This is a genomic window from Acidobacteriota bacterium, from assembly GCA_016196065.1.
Classification (GTDB): domain Bacteria; phylum Acidobacteriota; class Terriglobia; order Terriglobales; family Acidobacteriaceae; genus Acidiflorens.
Genome location: JACPYL010000010.1, coordinates 1,397,468 through 1,416,127, shown reverse-complemented (window position 1 = coordinate 1,416,127; position 18,660 = coordinate 1,397,468). Strand labels below are relative to the sequence as shown.

Annotated in this window: 16 protein-coding genes; 6 read left to right on the top strand and 10 right to left on the bottom strand. The window is 56.9% G+C overall.

From position 1 onward, the window contains the following. Positions 1 to 2 precede the first annotated feature (2 nt). From HY010_09140 to HY010_09120, 5 genes are all read left to right on the top strand, one after another. Positions 3 to 479 (top strand): response regulator, encoded by a 477-nt coding sequence (locus tag HY010_09140; GenBank protein ID MBI3475885.1) that lies wholly within the window; start codon positions 3 to 5, stop codon positions 477 to 479. Positions 480 to 739: 260 nt separating this feature from the next. Next, positions 740 to 1,657, top strand: a complete 918-nt coding sequence (locus tag HY010_09135) for a GHKL domain-containing protein (GenBank protein MBI3475884.1) — start codon at positions 740 to 742, stop codon at positions 1,655 to 1,657. Next, positions 1,654 to 2,088, top strand: coding sequence for a response regulator (locus HY010_09130; protein MBI3475883.1), 435 nt, complete (start codon positions 1,654 to 1,656; stop codon positions 2,086 to 2,088). Before HY010_09135 ends, HY010_09130 begins: the two co-directional genes overlap by 4 nt. 134 nt (positions 2,089 to 2,222) lie before the next feature. Beyond that, positions 2,223 to 2,639 carry a rhodanese-like domain-containing protein gene (locus tag HY010_09125; protein MBI3475882.1) on the top strand — a complete coding sequence of 139 codons (417 nt, stop codon included), beginning with the start codon at positions 2,223 to 2,225 and terminating at the stop codon, positions 2,637 to 2,639. 9 nt (positions 2,640 to 2,648) lie between these two features. Continuing rightward, positions 2,649 to 3,167, top strand: a complete 519-nt coding sequence (locus HY010_09120; protein MBI3475881.1) for a TlpA family protein disulfide reductase — start codon at positions 2,649 to 2,651, stop codon at positions 3,165 to 3,167. Between the two features lie 25 nt (positions 3,168 to 3,192). On the opposite strand, the gene HY010_09115 is transcribed toward HY010_09120, so the two are convergent. The 10 genes from HY010_09115 to HY010_09070 all read right to left on the bottom strand — a co-directional run bounded on the left by HY010_09115 (position 3,193) and on the right by HY010_09070 (position 16,159). After that, entirely contained in the window at positions 3,193 to 5,040 is a 1,848-nt protein-coding gene (locus tag HY010_09115) for an ABC transporter substrate-binding protein (GenBank protein MBI3475880.1), read from the bottom strand. A gap of 5 nt (positions 5,041 to 5,045) precedes the next feature. Beyond that, entirely contained in the window at positions 5,046 to 5,528 is a 483-nt protein-coding gene (locus tag HY010_09110) for a hypothetical protein (protein MBI3475879.1), read from the bottom strand. A gap of 35 nt (positions 5,529 to 5,563) precedes the next feature. Continuing rightward, on the bottom strand, positions 5,564 to 6,676 hold the full coding sequence (locus HY010_09105; GenBank protein MBI3475878.1) for a regulator: 1,113 nt from the start codon (positions 6,674 to 6,676) through the stop codon (positions 5,564 to 5,566). Next, a complete protein-coding gene (locus HY010_09100) occupies positions 6,673 to 8,562 on the bottom strand; it encodes a beta-propeller fold lactonase family protein (GenBank protein MBI3475877.1) in 1,890 nt (629 codons plus the stop codon). Before HY010_09100 ends, HY010_09105 begins: the two co-directional genes overlap by 4 nt. Continuing rightward, positions 8,563 to 10,194 carry a CRTAC1 family protein gene (locus HY010_09095; protein MBI3475876.1) on the bottom strand — a complete coding sequence of 544 codons (1,632 nt, stop codon included), beginning with the start codon at positions 10,192 to 10,194 and terminating at the stop codon, positions 8,563 to 8,565. A gap of 1 nt (position 10,195) precedes the next feature. After that, positions 10,196 to 11,548, bottom strand: coding sequence for a hypothetical protein (locus tag HY010_09090; protein MBI3475875.1), 1,353 nt, complete (start codon positions 11,546 to 11,548; stop codon positions 10,196 to 10,198). Continuing rightward, entirely contained in the window at positions 11,548 to 12,393 is an 846-nt protein-coding gene (gene aroF, locus HY010_09085; protein ID MBI3475874.1) for a 3-deoxy-7-phosphoheptulonate synthase, read from the bottom strand. The genes HY010_09090 and aroF overlap by 1 nt, the downstream gene beginning before the upstream one ends. A gap of 178 nt (positions 12,394 to 12,571) precedes the next feature. Next, positions 12,572 to 13,195 carry a class GN sortase gene (locus HY010_09080; protein ID MBI3475873.1) on the bottom strand — a complete coding sequence of 208 codons (624 nt, stop codon included), beginning with the start codon at positions 13,193 to 13,195 and terminating at the stop codon, positions 12,572 to 12,574. Next, entirely contained in the window at positions 13,192 to 15,288 is a 2,097-nt protein-coding gene (locus HY010_09075; GenBank protein MBI3475872.1) for a marine proteobacterial sortase target protein, read from the bottom strand. Before HY010_09075 ends, HY010_09080 begins: the two co-directional genes overlap by 4 nt. Before the next feature lie 256 nt (positions 15,289 to 15,544). Next, entirely contained in the window at positions 15,545 to 16,159 is a 615-nt protein-coding gene (locus HY010_09070) for a porin family protein (GenBank protein ID MBI3475871.1), read from the bottom strand. 341 nt (positions 16,160 to 16,500) lie between these two features. On the opposite strand from HY010_09070, the gene HY010_09065 reads away from it, so the two are divergent. Further along, on the top strand, positions 16,501 to 18,555 hold the full coding sequence (locus HY010_09065) for a sigma 54-interacting transcriptional regulator (GenBank protein MBI3475870.1): 2,055 nt from the start codon (positions 16,501 to 16,503) through the stop codon (positions 18,553 to 18,555). The last annotated feature ends 105 nt before the right edge of the window (positions 18,556 to 18,660 follow it).

Sequence of the window (18,660 nt, the reverse complement as noted above, 5' to 3'; positions counted from 1 at the left end):
CGATGATCGGACAGGTGGATATTTTGATCGTGGAAGACGATGTAGACGACATCACGCTCGCTCTGCGCGCATTGCAGCGGGAGCATCTCGCGAACCGGATCTTCCTCGCTCGCGACGGCGAACAAGCCCTCGACTTTCTTTTCTGCCGTGGTGACTATGCCGGGCGATCAGCGGACGCTCTTCCTAAACTGGTGTTGCTGGATTTGAAGCTACCAAGACTCAGCGGCATCGAAATCCTCAAACAGATCAAGGGAGACACGCACACCAGGGGAGTGCCCGTGGTGATCCTTACTTCGTCGAAGGAGGAACGGGATTTGATCGCCAGCTATAACCTGGGCGCAAACAGCTATATTCAGAAACCTGTCAACTTCGAGCAGTTCCGCCAGACGATAAAGACACTCGGCATGTACTGGCTGGTCGTGAATCAAGTGCCCGCGTTTGCTGGCGAGAAGCATCCCAAGGAAGCTGGGCACGTATGACCGAAGCCGCGACTGCACCGGCGTTCGCCGGCCATCTCGCTGTCGAGAGCGGCCCGGCGCTTCGCTTTCTCCTGGTTGAGGACAGCGTCGCGGACAACGAATTAGTCATCCGCGCCCTCCACAACGGTGGCTTCACCTTCACCAGCACAACGGTCGAAACTGCCGAGCAATTTCGCCAGCACGTACGCGCCCATCGTCCCGACATCATCCTGGCCGACTACAACCTGGGTGACTGGCGCGGACTGGATGCATTGAACATTCTGCATGACGAGGGTTTGGATATTCCCCTGATTCTGGTCACGGGCGCTCTGGGCGAAGTAACGGCAGTCGACTGCATCAAGCAGGGCGTGTCGGACTATGTTCTCAAAGGCTCGCTGACGCGTCTCCCACTGGCGATCCGCCGAACTTTGGAAGCGCAGAGAGCGCGCGAACAACGCAAACGCAGTGAACATGCACTGGCAGAAAAAGCAGAAGAACTGGCACGCTCGAATCGCGACCTGGAACAGTTTGCATCCGTGGCTTCCCACGATTTGCAGGAACCGTTGCGCATGGTGGCTGCCTATACCCAGCTCTTGTCCGAACGGTACCGCGGGAAAATGGATGCGGACGCTGATAAATACATGGGCTACGCCGTAGAGGGTGCCCTTCGCATGCAGGCAATGATCCGCGACCTGCTTGCGTTTTCGCGCGTCGGACGCGACGCGAAGCAGGGCAATGCGGATTGCAATATTGCATTGGCGGGCGCGATCCTGAACCTGCAAGCGGTGATTGAAGACAGCGGCGCCCGCATCACTCATGATTCACTCCCAACCATTGCCGCCGATCCGACGCAATTGATCCAACTCTTTCAGAACCTGATCGGCAATGCCATCAAGTTCCGGGGTAAAGAGAAACCTGCGATCAAGATCTCTGTGGAAAGGCAAGGTGAGGCGTGGGCTTTCTCCGTCGCCGACAACGGCATCGGCATTGCACCTGAACATCGCGATGTCATATTTGTCATATTTCAGCGTTTACATTCGCGTGAAGAATACGCTGGAAATGGACTGGGGCTGGCGATCTGCCAGAAGATCGTCGAGCAAAACGGAGGCAAACTCTGGGTGGAATCGGAGCCAGGCGTTGGATCTACATTCCGCTTCACTTTGCCAGCAACACGACTGCACGAACAGCACGCCGAATGAACTCCCACGTCAGACGCGAAGTCCTGCTGGTGGACGATAACCCAGCCGACTTAGACTTGATTCGTGAAGCGCTTTCCGGTGTCGATCACAAACCTGCAGTCAGCATCGTCCAGGACGGCGAACTTGCCATTGCCTTCCTCACGCATTCAGGGCAGTTCCGTGGGGTATCCCGTCCCGATCTTGTGATTCTTGACCTGAATCTGCCACGAAAAGACGGCCGGGCGGTGCTGGCCAACGTCAAGGGCGATCCGAACTTGCGGTCGATTCCGATTGTTCTTTTTACTACCTCCGGATCGCGGCAAGACGTGATCGATTGCTATGCGTTGGGAGCAAATTGCTACGTCAGCAAACCCGGCAGCCTGGATGAATTCCGGAAAGCCGTGCAGTCGATCCAGCGCTTCTGGCTAGCAGTAGCACGCCTTCCGGAATGAGGAGCAATCAGGTCCCGCCGCAAATCCTCTTGGATCTTGCCGTCAACCTAATCCGGAATTGATAATGTAGTAGGACTTATATGAATCTTCTTTTGAAATCTCGCATGCTCCCGTTGGCCCTGGCGACCGTATGTATGGTCTTGGCTGGAGTGGCGGTCGCTGATCAGGCAAGCCTCATCCCCAAAACACAGCTCATCAACCCTGACGAACTGGTCAAGATCCTTCAGTCGAAGGGTGCGCAGCCGCTGATGATTCAAGTTGGCTCCCATGTCCTCTTTTCTCAGGCGCACATTCCCGGTTCCGAGTACATCGGTCCGGCATCGAGCGAGAGCGGACTCCAGCAACTACGCAAGCGGGTGGAATCTCTCCCTAAAAACAAGTTCATTGTCATCTATTGCGGTTGCTGCCCCTGGAACCATTGCCCAAACGTAGAACCGGCGGCTAACGTTTTGCACGCGATGGGATTTACCAATGTGAAGGTGCTCTACATCGCGGGAAATTTTGGGATGGACTGGGTGGAGAAAGGTTATCCCGTCGCAAAGGGGGATTGACCCGACACCGTGAACATCAAGAAAGTCATGCTGGGAGTTGCAGTGGTTCTACTTGCGTTCGGGATTTCTGTCATCGAAAAACGTTTCCGATCCGGTCAGGTACATCGGGCACCTGCGGAAAATGCCGTGGCGCCGGATTTTTCCTTATCCGATATGGACGGGCATCCGTTGACCCTCTCCTCGTACCGGGGCAAGGTAGTGCTGCTCGACTTTTGGGCGACGTGGTGTGAACCGTGCCGCGAAGAGACTCCAAGATTTGTGGACCTGCAGAATAGGTATGGCAACCAGGGCTTACAAATTATTGGGGTTTCCATGGACGATAGTTCCGAGCCTGTACGCGAGTTCTATAAGAGCTTCACGATGAACTATCCGGTCGTGATGGGCAACGCCGGGATCGGCACGCAATACGGAGGAGTTCTAGGGCTGCCCATGGCGTTCCTGATCGGGCGTGACGGACGCATTCAGGCCAGGTACAGGGGCGCGATCGACACTGCCGCACTCGAAAGAGAAATTGGGGATCTGCTCTAAAACGAAAACCAGAAACAGCGCTTCCTCAGAACTGTAACTCGCCCGTCTTCGAAAAGCTTAGACCTGCCATCGGAGTACCTGACGACAACAGATCCCGAACTTTTTCACGGTTGGGGCCGACTCGATGGATCGCATCGGCCAAACAACGGACAGCCTGATCCAAAGAAGCATCCTTCGGTAGTCGGAAGATCCATGGAATGTTGGTGGTCGTGAGAGTACGGTCGGAAGAAATCGCTAGTACCGGGAGAAAAGATTTCACCGCGATCTGTTCCGCCAGGTGACTGGACGGCCGGTCCAGCGCAATCAAAGCGACCGCATGATCCTGATAGACGGCCTTCACCAGTTGTTGCGATGCTTTGCCCCAGGAGAGTTCGGATGGAATTGCCAAGAGACTGAGGGCACTTCCCTGTCGGTGAATCTCATTCAGCAGGCGAACGATCTCCGGAGATTGGATCACCTGATCTGCGTGGGGACCGAAGATGCCGATCTTAAGTGAGCCCTCCGCTTGATCGGTCAAGGCCGGGCCAGCATACTCCGTTCCATTTTCGCCTACCTGCGCATACGGTTTCTGCATCGTGATCGGGCGATACTCAATACTTGCGTTGTGAACGCGAGCAAGGAACAACGAAGCAATATTCTTGCAGTTGGGATCGAACACCATATTGCCCGTCACACCCTGATAGCTGGTGATCCCTGTCATCGCATCGCGAATGCGGCCTTTATTCAGGCCGGCGCGACAAATCGATTTCAGCAGAGCCTGCATCGCGTCATAGGCGAGCGCGGCGAAGTGATCAGGCTTCTCGTGGAACTGCGCTTCATAGTTGGCATTGAATTCCAGCCAACGTGGATCAGTGCGATTCGGCTCGTATGGGAAAACAGCTTCGAACCCTTCCGCGGCGCTCCCGGCTAGCTTGATCAGTTCGTCTCCCACCGTGCGGTGGCTTCCGAAGACGCGCTGCTTCATGCCGAGTTCCTGCATTTGCTTGAGGATCATCGCAGTAGGAGCGACGTCGGTCCAAAGCACGATGCCGTCCACGCGTGAGTCCTGAATCACTCGCAACTGGCGGCGGAAGTCGGTGTCACCGGGAAAGAACTTCTGTTCGACGGCAACAGGATGCTCTAACCGTCGGGAAGCATCGCGGAATTTCAGCACACCAAAGCGCCCGTAACGATCGTTGACGCGCAGGATCGCAATCCGCTTCAGTCCCAGTTCCGTGTAGATGTGACGTGCCAGGGTGTAGCCCTGCACGCGGTCGTCCTGCAGGTCGGTGAAATACCAGGGAATGATCGTCTCTGGAATCGTTGGATCGGTGGATGCACTATTGATGAGCGGGGTCTCCGCTTTCAGGGTGACGCGCAACGCAATGTGGGTCGTGTCTCCACTGATCGAGCCGAACATCGCCCAGACTTTCTCGTCGTACACCATCTTCACGATTTCGTTGCTGGCTGCGCCCCAGATGGCGGAATCGTTGTGCAACATCAACTTGAACGGTTTGCCGCAATAGCCTCCCGCAGCATTAGCTTCGTTGATCGCCATCGTGGCGCCCTGCAGCATGCGATTGCCGAACACCTGATCCCGGTGGTCGTAGAGCGGTCCGATGAAGCCGATGAGGATCTCACTCAAATCGTCCAAATTCGGATCAGGCACTTCGCGAGCTGCGCCGTTGTATTCAACCAAGTTCTGATAGTGCTCGTAATAGGGGGCCGTGTACTTCGAAAATGGCCGCAGATCGTCCGGCGCGCCTGTGTAGGGCTTCAGAGAACGTGTGGGAGGCGGTCCAGAAGGATTCCTTCCACACGCGCAGGGGGCAGATGTCTGCCCCCAGGCGGTACACGTCAAGGTGAGCACAACCATTGCAAGGCAGCGGCGCATGACCATTACTCCTCGTGAGTCTTTTGACGGAACATGGCTATCGCCTCAATCTCGATGAGCAGATCGGGGCGGCAGAGAATCGCCTGAATGCCAGTCGATGCCGGCAGGGGATCTAATTTCTGTTCCCTGTAAAAATCGGCACGCTCCTCATTGAACGCTTTGTAATCGCGCTCGATGTCGCGCATATAGCAGGAGGTGCGCACAATGTCGTGCCAGGTGGCGCCTTCGGCGGCAAGCAAGGCAGTAATGTTGTCGAATGTGCGACGAGTCTGGGCGCGGAGATCGCCCGCATGCACGGTGTCTCCCTTTTCGTCGATGCTCGCGGTTCCCGAGATGAGCAGGACGATGATGCCGTTCAGATCGAGCCGAATGCCCCGAGAAAATGCGCTCCCGTAGTCATACGCTTCATTGAGAACCGAGTGGTTGGTGATCGCCCGTTTCACAATCGGGGCGGCAGTAATTTCTGAGAGTAGATCTTGTACATTCATCGCGCTGCTCCTTGGTTGGTACCTTATTTTGGATATCAATTCGTTTTGCTGACCGCGGCGCCCGCCTTGGCGGCATGCGTCGCAGTTTGTACTCGTATTCCGTGGCTCAGCCCTTTCGCGGTTGCAACCCATAGATCGTCGCCTTGAAAGTCCACCGCTAACACATAGTTGTGCGCCGGAGCGGTCTCGACTGGGACGCTGGTCACGTGTCCATCGGCATCGCGAACCAGCATTTCTGGCTTGTGCGTATCGAGTGCTGGGCGGTAGACAGCCCAGTTCGCGCCGTCGTAGTAGGCCAAACCCTTGTCAGTTGAAAACCAGGCGCGATCGCCATCCACGCCCTTGACCTGGCTCATGAAGTTGCTGGGCAGGCCACTATCCTTCTGCAGGAAGTTGTGCCAGTAGCGGCCATCGTAGCGACTCGCTCCGAAGTAGGTCGCGACCCAGAGAATTTTGTCCACGTAGCTCACAGAGGTTGTGATCTCGTGAATCAATCCCTGATCCTTCATGAGGACCATTTCCGTCTCGCCGTCGGGATCGTTGTAATCCTTCCAGTGCTCGGTCTTCGTGTCGTACTCGAGCACGCCCCCGCCCCACACCGCGTAGTAGACCTTGTCCTCCGCAGGACTGACAGCATAGGTCCAGATTTCATACATGGGCGTATTGCGCTCATTGAAGAGAGCCCATTGACCGGTGCGGGTATTTCGGCGACTGGCGCCGGCCGCGGTCGCAGTCCAGACGAAATCACCTTGCACGCCGACTCCATACACAATGTCGTTGCTCAGACCGGAATTGAGTTGCGTGAAAGTATCAATCCGTCCGGCCGACACGCGGCTAAGACCGCCCATTGTGCCCACCCACAAGTCTCCGGTGCGGTGATCGAGTGCGAGGGACAGGACAGCCTGGTGCGCCAAGCCATCCTTCGGGCGAAAGACTTTCCACGCGCCGCTTTCGTACAGGGCAAGGCCGTCTTCCGTCCCTACCCACACACGGGCGTCATCGACCAGGACGCAAAATACGTGGTCGTTGGGCAGTCCGTTCGCGGTCGTGAAGTTCTCCCAACGGAACATGGGCATTTCTTGCGACACCGCGGCCACAGAGGCCGCGAGGCACAACAGCAGCGCGAAGACACAGATTCTCGGCTTCATAACGTTTTCAGATACTCGATGAGATCGTTCAGTTCGTCCTTGGTTAGATCGTTGGTCACGCCATGCTTGTCTTTGGGATTGAATACCGTCCAGATTTCCTCTAACGACTGTGCCGAGCCATCGTGCAAAAAGGGGCCGGAGTACACGACATTGGAAAGCTGCGGCACGTCAATCAGCGGAGAGCGATCGGTAGGCTTGCCAGTGCCAACATCCAGTTGTTGCCGGTTCGTATATTTCGGGCCGTTATGGCAGAAGGCACATTGGTTGCCTTCTGGAATTGCCTTCTTGTTCTTGTATTTCGTTCGTTCGAAGATTGCTTTGCCACGTTCTTGAGCGGGAGTCAGTTCGCCATTGGGAAGGCGTTCACGATTGGGCCGATAACGCAGAGAGAAAACAAAGGTGACGAGGTCAGTCAGTTCTTCCGGGCTGTAACTCTGCGAACGGAAGAAATATTTCTCCACCCGCGGGCCGCATTCCGTAGGCAGGTCAGGATTGCCGCCGTTCCATTTGAACGGCTCCGTGCCAGAGAGTTCCTCCAGCAGCCGGTTGTCGACGATGTCTTTCCCGAAACCATCGGGTTCGAGGTCCCATTGCAATCCGTCGATCGTGGCGTCCAGGTGGCAATTGGCGCAGCCGAACTGTCCCTGGAACGCATAGTCGGACTTGTAGAAAGTTCGTTCGCCTCGGCGCAGGGCGTTGACAGTCTTCGGGCCGCCAAGATCGATAGTCGATATGACCTTATTCCGATTGGTATCAATGACCGAGATGTTGTCATCCAAGCGATTGACGACATACAGACGCCGGGCATCGGGGGAAAACAGCAAACCACGAGGCTCGCGGCCAACCGGCATCCTTGCCTCGACATAATCCGCGGACGCCGACAAATCGTTCGTGATACTGTGACCTCGCGCACGCACAGAGGCCATCAGCTTCGGCACTCCAATGACGGAGACGCTATCCGAGCCTGACGTCGTGACGAAGATCCTGGATTTATCCGGCGTAATCGCCACGCCCCAGGGGCGAGAGTAGTAGCGGTCCAGTTCATCGATTGGGATCTGAACGGTACCGTCGATGTCGGCACCAAACAGAGACAGCGAATCGCCGAACACCCACCCATGCTCCACGTGCGCGAGTGGGATGAGATTCTTGGGGCGAAGTTGAGTAGCCACGCCGAGTTTGCCGTCAGCCGAGAGGGCGACATGAAATACCCCGGCTGCGTTGACCAACGGGCGACGGGCTACAACTACTTGCCGCGCCGTATCAATCACCGTGATCTCTGACTTCGGCTGCGCCTGAAAAGTTCCCGCGTTCGGGTAGATATGCGTGCCGTAGATCCATTTGCCATCAGGCGATAAGGCAAGATAGCTTGCGCCACGGCCGGCCAATAGGCGTTTTATTTCGTGGCCGGTCTTGACGTCGATAACAGAAATGTCATCGCTGAGGCGGTTGGCGACATAAAGCATTTGACCGCTGCGATCCAAAACGATTCCAGTTGGTTCCGCACCGGTGCGGAGTGTTGCGGTGACTTTCAGCGTCGCAGCGTCGATCACGGAGACGTTGTCTGTCCATGAATTGGTGACGTAGAGTTGCCGGCCATCAGAGGAAGCAACGATTCCGCGTGGCTCATGACCGACGGGAACGCTGGCGACAACCCTCGCTGACTGTGTGTCGACGACACGCACTTCGTCGGTACCTTCGCACACCACGAACAGCCGGCGGCCGTGCGGCGACATCACCATTTCGATGGGAGACAAATAACGCTCGAGCTGCGATCCGGCCTGCGACGAAGAAGGTCTAGCGATCGCCCCGGCGAGCAGTAAGGCAGCGATGGGAACAACCTTGGCTGCCACCTTGCACCACTCGGGGATGCGGAGGACCGGTCGCATCTACGGCTCCTCCACGGTCAGAACATGATCAACCGGCGGATTGTCCACAACCTGATCTCGCCCACTTGGCCAATGGATGGTGAGTTTGTCGGCCTTCGCTGCGATACCGAGTCCAAAATGGACACGACCGTCGTCTTGCGAAAGATAGCCGGAACCGGCGACACGCTCAGCAATCTGCTTGCGTCCTGCGGCGAGCAACTCGAGGTGCGCACCAATTCCGTCCCGATTGCTCTTTTTGCCAATCAACTTCACGGTGAGCCAGTGGTTGGTGTTCTCGCTGGCGTTGTGGAGCAGAGTGCCCCGTCCGCCCAGATTCTGGACGAAGGCGTCTATTCTGCCGTCGTTGTCGTAGTCTGCGAAGCAAGCACCGCGTGAGACCGTCTTGGCCTCGATCGGCGGACCCGCATCGCGAGAAACGTCGGCAAACTTTCCATTCCCCAGGCCGCGAAAGATTGACTGCTCCTGCGGCACCATGTGGACGAGGCCACCGTGGAAGATCAGAATGTCGAGCCAACCATCGTTGTCGAAGTCGTAGACCCCGGTTCCCCAACTGGTGTATTGAGCACTCGCTACCGAGATTCCGGAACTCGGCCCGATATCTTCGAACCCGTTGCCGCCTGTGTTGCGCATCAGGCGGTTATATTTCGAGTCGGTCACCCATAGATCCACGCGCCCGTCGCCATCGACATCGGCAAGCACCGGACCCATGGCGGAAGTGTTCTCGCCGTTTTGTCCGTAGGCAACACCGCGGTCTCCGCCAATTTCCTCGAATGTTCCATCATGCTTGTTGCGAAAAAGGAAGCTCTCGGTTTTATCGTTGGCGACAAAGATATCGGGATAGCCGTCGCCGTCGATATCCGCAGCAGCCACGCCCATCGCGCGCCCTTTGTATGCGCCGATGCCGGACTTGTCGGTGACGTCCGTAAACGTGCCGTTGCAGTTGTTGTGATAAAGACGGCTGGTATCGGCTTCATAATCGAGCGGGCCAGGATAGTTGTCGGCGGGATAGAAGCTGCGATACTCGGGATCAAACTGCACGTACCGTCCGACGAATAGATCGACACAGCCGTCGCGATCGTAGTCGAGCCACGCGGAACTGATCGACCAACCAGAGACGTTGACGCCAGCCTTCACTGTGACATCTTCGAATGTTCCTTTGCCATTGTTGCGATACAGAATGGCGCGACCGTAGCCGGTGACAAAGAGGTCGACGAATCCGTCGTTATCGAAATCGGCTGCTACCGCCGCGATACCGTAGATGTTCGCGGCAACGCCAGCGCTGTCGGTCACATCCGTGAATGTGCCGTTGCCATTGTTTTTGTAGAGATGATTGTGCGGAGCAACTGCCGGCTGCTGCTTGAGGGGATACGGATGAATCCCGGCTTCGAGCGGTTTGCCGCTGACCACGTAGAGATCCACGAATCCATCGTTGTTGTAGTCGAACCAGACGCAACCTCCGCCCGTACTCTCGAGCAGTGATCCCAGCTTTTGCGAACCGAAGCTATGTGTAAATTCAATGCCGGCCGATTGTGTCGCGTCCTCGAAGCGGATCTTGCCGGGCGCGGACGCCGATGGGTTCTGTGCACAGAGTGCGCTCGACAGCAACAAGAGGAGTAGGAGTCGCTTGATCAATTCAGTGTCCTCCTGCGGAACTGTGGACAACAGGGTGGGTCATGTCCGCCGGAGTGGTGGACTTGAGCAGAATCAAGGGGACAGCATTCTCAGGCGCGGTCTCCGGACCAGCGTGGCAACCCACGCAGACGCGCTGTTCACCGCGGCGCATCCAGAAAAATCCCGTCTCGCGCTTCAGGGTCTTGCCTGCAGCGTCGAGAAGTTCGATTTGCAGAGGCTGGTCGCCCGGAATCTGGACGTAGAACGATCCATCGGCTTCGACGGGCGCCACGCCCAAAAGCTGCACTGCGCCTGAGGAGTCTCTCGTATATACCTTGACCGAACGGATCGAAGCAGCGGGAAAGTCGTACTTCGAGGTGTAAGCATTCAGGCACAGAAGATTTCCAACCGACCAATCATGCAACGCCGAGGGATGCCGTTTCGGCACCAGTCGCGAACTCACGAGGACTGGCTCGATAATGTGCGCACCCCGCTCTTGTGTTATTGGTAGAAGAGCTCCATGCCCCGGCTTCCACTTCATCAGTTGGAAGAAACCCTTTGCATTCGAGCGCCACGGAAGGAACCACTCTCCCGCAGGAGACTCGGCGATGCCGCCGGCGTATTCACCGTCCGGCGCGGAGACAGGCATCTCTTTCGCACGGGAGGATGTAAATCGAGCCAAGCCACGTTCCTCGGCAAAGATGATGTCGCCCGAGCGCACCTGCTTCCCGGAGTAGCGTGCGTGCCCATGATCGCAGCGATAGGTCTCAACGCCGCTTCCGTCGGAGTAGACCGTGTAAATTTCAGGGATCGGGCGACCTTCCACTCGCGTCGTGGACTCGAACAGCACGCGGCCATCTGCGAGAACATCCGTAGGAAATGCGCTGTCAGTCCCGTACGTCAGTCGCAGTGTGTGGCCGTCTGCCAGCGCTGCGGTTTGAACGACAAATCGCCCATTCATTTTTTCTGCATAGACGATGCGCTCTTCCGGTAGATAAAGAGGGCGCACGCAATCTGCGGGACAGTTTGTAATTTGCTTTGGATTGCCTCCACGGACGGACACTTCCCATATCTGCCATGGATCGCTTGCGGTCCGCTTGCCCGCGAACAATACCCTCTTGGCATCAAATGAAACAGCGGGATCGGCCGACGCTGCGAAAGCGGGGAGCAATGGATGGCGTCCACGGCCATCAACCACATAGACGGTCGCGCCGGCAACAAACCGTTCTTCACCTTCAACCCACGCCAGCGCGTCATAGTGTTTTGCCGACGTGTAAAGAACGGCAGGCGATCCGGATGGCGAAGAGAGAACTTTAGCCGTGGGCACCAGGGCCAGGGCGACGAACACAAGCATAGCGACGGAGACAGGCCGCACTAGTCTGCCCCCCGCGCTTCTAATAATTGTGGGCCAGGGCGAACAATGTCTCTCCGGATGGCGAGGTAAGGTTGCAGGTCATCCATCATGTTGCGGAATTCGGGGAAGTTCAGTGACTGATCGCCGTCGCTCCATGCTCGCTCAGGCGTGGGATGCACCTCGACAATCATTCCATCGGCCTCAACGGCCACGGCCGCGCGCGCCAGAATCGGAACCAGGCATCGCACCCCCGCGGCATGGCTGGGGTCCACGATCACCGGCAGATTGGAAACGGTTTGCAGTACCGGCACAGCGGCAATGTCCAGCGTGTTTCGTGTCGCAGTCTCAAAGGTCCGAATACCGCGCTCGCACAAAATGATGTTGGGATTGCCGTTCATCGCGATGACTTGCGCCGACCGCATGAAATCTTCGAGGGTCGCGCTCATCCCGCGCTTCAGAAGGACCGGCCGGCCGCATCGCCCGAGCGCCTCCAGCAACGCATAGTTCTCCATGCTCCGGGTCCCGACTTGCATGACGTCGGCGTATTCTGCGATCACATCCACGTCCGTCTCGGTCATGACCTCCGTGACAATGGCCAGGCCGGTGTATTCCCGGGCCTTGCGCAGAATTTTCAGGCCTTCCACTCCCATGCCCTGAAAGGAATAGGGGGAGGACCGGGGCTTGTAGGCGCCTCCACGAAGAATGCGAGCCCCTGCTGCGGCAACGAACTCCGCTGTCTCCAGAATCTGGCGTTCGGATTCGACTGCGCACGGGCCGGCCATGACGACAAATTCGTTGTCGCCACCGATCTCAATGTCCCCGATTCGAACCACAACACGGGGCTGATCACCAGTTCTGGCGACCAGATCAAAACACGAGAACTGCCCGTTCCACTTGGGGTTAGAGTTCACCGCGGTCAAGGGTAGGGTTGAAAGATTGCAGTATCGGTGACCAGGGTCACATCAGGCTGTGCGTTAGACACCAAAATGTCACAATGAGGGTGCGACGACATGCACGAATGGGAAGGTCAATAATATATTTCAATTAGAAATTGTCGCTCTGCGAACCTGAACTCCGTGCGAGCCAACTGCTTCCGGCGGGCGTCGCGCGGACGATGAAGCGCTGCGGAGAAGTCGGACTACTGCCAAAAGGGTAGCAAGTGACGAGCGTCAACTCATCTTCCGAGGTCGGCGCCAGCAAAGTTACATCCTGTGGATCCACCACTCGAATTAGAGTGACGGTATAGTCCCGCTCTCGCAATTTTCTTTCCCGCGAATCAAACCAACCGACTTGAATGGAGTCTCCCTGCGAGATGCGTTCGAGCGACCGGAACCAACTGGTGCGGTGACCTGCCAGCAGCAGGTTTCCCGGTTCGCCGAGTGCAGCGCCGCTGAACAGACGGGCTGGACCAAAGGCCAACGTTCGTGGAGTCGCGCCCTCCAGAACAATTTCGTCGTAACCCAACCGCGGGATTCGCAGCCGCGCAATCGGATGAGTGTCCGCCCATGGCCAGGGCGCTCGATGCTCACCCGATACCAGGCTCTCGTCCCACGCTCTACGAATCAGAATCCCCGCGAGCTCTGCCTTCGCATGCATGTACAGTGCGCGAGCTGTGAGAGATGTTCCCACGATGAGTGCGAGTGCGCATGCCAAGCGTAGGGCCTTCACGACAACGCTCCTACTCTCACTCGGCGTAGCACAAGTGATGACAACAGTCCGGCGAACAGAAGTGCGAGTCCGAGAGTTTGAAGAAAATCGTCGGCAGTTCCGGTTGCTGGAGCACCGAACACTTTCTCCATTTGCCAGCCAGCCGGCAACTCCGTCGGCACTGGAGACTTGTTGGATTGGCCACTGGTATTGACGACTACTTCCTCGACCGCGACCAGCGAAGTGAAGCGCGTGACAAGCCGGTAGCGGATCGCATGAGCAATCACGCTGGAACGAATCTCGGACTGTCCTTTCTCATCCGAGTGCCGCCAGTGGTCCATCAAGTCTTCAACCCGCTGCCGCGCCCACAAAGTCGTGATACCCGGATGGAACGTGGCTTTCGACGCATCGAACGCAATGCTCGTTTCGTACGGTTGATTCCCTGCACGGCCGGTCAGATGCACAGTACCCGTGCTGCCTTTGGAGATACGCCCGAAGATGAGAAGCGGCTGGTGCAGGAACAGATCTGGAATACGCTCTGGATAGACTTGGTCTACTTCGACTCCAGTGAAAGTCAACTTCACGTCGGTCAAGACTGGACTCTCGATGCTCTCGAAAAGGCGGGCCATCTGTTCGCGGATCTCATTGATGTCGGCAATGTGAGTAAACGTTCCGCGTCCAAATTGTGCCATCTTGGTAGCCAGGAAGAAATTTGGAGCGCTACCAATGGCAACCGTGTACAGCCTTGCGTCGCCGAGATCAGAGCGGAGCGCGGAGAATATCTGCTCTTCGTTGCCAAGATCGCCATCAGTCAAAAGGATGATGTGGCGCAGGTAGCCGGGAATCTGAGGTTTCTTCATCAAGTGAAGCAAGGCGGGAAGCATTTCGGTGCCGCCATTGGCTTCGAGGTGCCGCACGTAATTGCGCGCCGCATCCAGGTTTTCTGAGGTGGCCTGTAAAGGTTCTGGCGCAAATTCGTGATAGCCACTGCTGAACTCGAGGATTCCGAAACGATCGCTCGGCCGCAGACGGTCGAGAGCCTGCAGCAAGGCTCCGCGAGCCTGCTCGATCGAAGTACCCGCCATCGATCCTGACACGTCGATCATGTAGAGCATTTCCACCGGCATGCGCTCGCTGGACTGCACCGTCGGAGGCAGTGCGGCTAACAGAAAATGAGTTTCGCCGGAGTCGCTGGCAGGAGATAAGAAGAGAGCCGTTTTGGGTGTCTTACTCTCAGCCTCCTGCACTTCGAGCACGAAATCCTTATTCGGAAGAGTGGCTCCCGTAGCGAGTTCGACGCGTTGCCGGCCATCCTCCAAGTGGCGCACATTCACCACATGCGAAATGCTCTTGATCGACCCGGTATCGAAGCCGGTGTCCAGATCAACGGTCAGGGAAATGTCGTGACCGGACCGGCTGTCTGGATTGCGAACCGGTGGCGTAATTCGCGAAGCATCGGCGACGTCGTTGGTATCGGCGGCCCAACCCGTTCCGGCGTGGCCCGCGGCCTGTGTTCCTGGAATGTAGCGTGGACCCACGACCGATGGAACGACTAGCCGCAGCCGCCCGTCTTCCCAGCGCAGCGGCTCCACATAGCGCAGACGGACATCGATGCGGTCGCCCGGCATGATGTTTGCGACCGACATGGTGAAGATATTCGGACGCTCCTGTTCCATCAAAGCAGCGTGCTTCCCTTCAGACTTCGCGGCCTCATACACGTGTTTGGCTTCCTCGCGTTCGCGAATCGAGCTGCGGATCAGGCGGTCTCCGATCCTGATTTCCATGTCGTAGACTGCTGCGTCATGCGGAAGAGGAAATACGTAGATGGCTTCTATGGGCTGAGCGCTGGAGTTGGCGTATTGCTGGGTGACTGTCGCCGCGGCAACCAGACCGCGCACATCGACGGCGACATCCGTGTGTAGGAGCGGGACGGTTTCATAGCGCCCCGAGAGCGGAGATCGACAGAGAAGGGTCCCTTCCCCGACCTGCGGGAGGGCTTTCTCCCCTTGTCCAGCAGATGCCGGCGCACAGAGGAGTCCGGCGAGCGCAACGAGCGCCAGAATAAAACGTGGACACAATGCATTCCTAAACCAGTTCGCAACCAATCCTGACATATTGCCTCCACCGCAAAAGGGCTTCGCCATGGTGAAAGGCACGGGACAGGCCACCCCGGCTGGAAAGGCAAGCACTAATTTCCTGAATGAGTTAGCGACGGGCCTCTGGCGATCGATCAGACCAAGTTGTGGCCCAATGACCACGGGTGTGGTTAGCCGGCCACGCAGTCTCGTTGCTCACCGATCGGGCAAAAAAAGGGGTGCGCCGGTTGAGCGCACCCCCTGGAAACAAGGCACTCTCTACTGCATGTTCAAATCAGAAGTGAAACACGATTCCAGCCGAAGGCTGAACCGCATGAGTAATCTTGTCGGTATTCAGCGCGCTGATTCCGAAGTCGGGGGCGTGGTATACCAAACCGCGATATTCTGCCCGCAAAGAAACGTGCTTTACGAGTGGGAAGTCCGCTCCGCCACCGTAGGAGAAGACACCGACAGTTTGCTTCTGCGCGCCAGCGACTGATCCGAATGCGTTGTTTGTCGGATCAAACACCAAGGCTCCACCTTCCGCCAGCACATAAGGATGGATTCGGAACCTTGCCGGCGCCGGCACGTTTACTACGAAGCCTCCGGTAGCCTGATGGACGTTCGACTGGATCCGGGAAAGTCCCGCGGCCGAAAAGAACTCCTGCGTGTTGCGTCCGTACCCGTAAACGCCCTCGCCGGCAAGCCAGCGGTTAATGTGATATCGATAACCGACCAAGAACCCACCGGCGTCGGTCGCGCGCTGAGTCGTTCCCTGTCCGGTCGAGTCTTTTGTAAAGAGGCCAGTTCCCTGCAAACTGATTTCGGAGCGGGATTCCTGAGCGAGTGCGCTCATTGCCAGAACCAGAACCGTAATCCCAATTGTCAGTGCTCTTACTGCTTTCCGCATTGTTAACTTCTCCTTTTGGACAAATCGTCATGCGCCCGCCTCGCCGTGTTGCAGATGGGCTCAGCCAACTCACTTTTCCTTGGTATTTGCACCAGCCGAGCCAAAGCGTGGAGACCCCGCAAAACCATGGATTTCAGCAGGTTTCAGATGGATCCGGGCATGGATTCGGTCCGGTCTGTCGGGTTCGTCGGAGCGCTTTCGACTAATGTCGACTTTTTCGACACTTTAAGAAGCGTTCCTCAAGATCAGTGCATCTGATTAGAGATCAGTGGACTTTTCAAATTCGCCCGCAATACGGGCGCGCACGTCGGTTCACGAAGTCACGGGAGTGACCAGCATTGATGTCGGGGAAAGCAGAGCTATACCCGCAGGTTGAAGAAGAGCGCTACCTGGCGTTACTGCGCGCCGCAAGTGTGATTGCGAACAGTAATTGCGACGACGCTCTGGATACGCTCACCGCTCAATTGCGCGACGTTACCCCCTTTGAGTATTTACATTCCGTTGCCTTTGATGAAGGCACCAAAAAGCCGCTCTGGTTTCTGTGTGAAGTAGGCGGCAAGAGAATCGACAACCCTCACGATCCTGCCGTTTCCATAGCCGATAGTCCGATGGAGTTCGTGCGGGACTCAGGACTTCCATTGGTGACGGATGACTGGAGTCGTGAAACGCGATTTCAAAAACACCGACATCTCCTGAACGAGCTCGGCATTGCGTCGACCTGTGCATTGCCGTTGAAGCGGGGAGACCGTTTCCTGGGCGTGTTGACGTTCGGCAGGTCTTACCCCAACGCCTACGACGAAGAAGAAGTTCGCTTCCTGTCGCTGGTAGCGGATCAGATCGGCCTCGCCATCGATGCTGCGATGAATTTCTGCGTTTCGCAGCGCGTAAAAGATCAACTGAAACTGATTCTCGATCTCAATAATCAGGTGGTATCGAACCTGGAGTTCGATGAGTTTCTGCATACCACTTCGTCGAGCGTGCGACAGGTCATGCGATGCGAAGCGGCTGCAGTCATGCTGGCCGATGCGGAGGGCAAAAATTTAAAAGTCCATGCCCTGGATTTCCCTGAGAGCCGGGGAATATTCGCTGAAGGCGCCGTCATTCCTGTCGAAGGAACGATGCCGGGCAGCGCGTTTCGCACTGGAACGCCGATCGTCGTGAACCGGCTCGATCCCGCCGAGATCCCTCCTGAGATGTATCGCAAGGCAGTCGGGGAAGGATTGAATTCCTTCTGCGACGTACCTCTCATCAGCAAGGGACGATTATTAGGCATTCTCGCGGTGGCGCGGCGGGACGAGAATACATTCGATGCGGAAGAAGTCTCTTTCCTGACGCAGGTAGCGAACCAGGTGGCGATCGGAGTCGACAATGCTCTCGCCTACAGCGAAATCGCCGATCTGAAAAACAGGCTGGCGCAGGAGAAGCTTTACCTTGAGGAAGAAATTCGCGGTGAATTGGATTTTGAAGGAATTGTCGGCCAGAGTTCCGCCCTTCGCCACGTTCTTCAATTGGTAGAAACTGTAGCTCCCAGCGATTCGACGGTGTTGTTGCTGGGTGAGACTGGTACCGGCAAAGAATTGATCGCGCGAGCGATCCACGATCGCAGCCGCCGCAAACAAAGGACCTTTGTAAAGCTCAATTGCGCTGCGATCCCCACCGGCCTGCTCGAGAGCGAACTGTTCGGACATGAACGCGGCGCATTCACCGGGGCAATCTCGCAGAAGGTCGGCCGCCTGGAGCTGGCGGATCAGGGGACACTGTTCCTTGATGAGGTGGGAGACATTCCACTTGAGATTCAACCGAAGCTGCTGCGCGCTTTGCAGGAACGCGAGTTTGAACGGCTGGGCAGTACGAAAACAAAGAAAGTGGACATCAGGCTGGTGGCCGCGACCAATCGCGATCTGGGCAAGATGATTGAAGACCGTGAATTCCGCAGCGATTTATATTACCGGCTGAATGTGTTTCCCATTCGAATCCCGCCCTTGCGTGAACGCCCGGAAGATATTCCATTGCTCGTGCGCTACTTCGCGCAGAAGTACGGACGCCGCATGGAAAAACAAATCGAGTCCGTGCCCGCTGCAGCGATGAAGAAATTGTCGAGCTGGCACTGGCCCGGCAACATTCGAGAGTTGGAGAACTTCATCGAGCGGTCCGTGATTCTGACGCACGGTTCTGCCCTCCAGGTCCCTGTCAGCGAACTGACGAACGGCAGCAAAGACGCTCCGGCAACGGGAACTTACGATACCAGTGAGCGAGACCAGATTCTGCAGGTCCTGAGAACGGTTCGAGGGCGAGTAGGCGGACCGGATGGCGCGGCGGCTCTCCTTGGCCTCAAGCGCACAACTCTGATCTCACGGATGAAGAAATTAGAGATCGATCCCCGTCGCCTGTCGTAGTGCGTGCCAACACAACTCTAATCCGCGGGTAGGGCTAGTTCGACACTGTCGGTCGACACTTTTCGACACTTGCCAATCAACAGCGCACGATCCCCTGATTTTTCA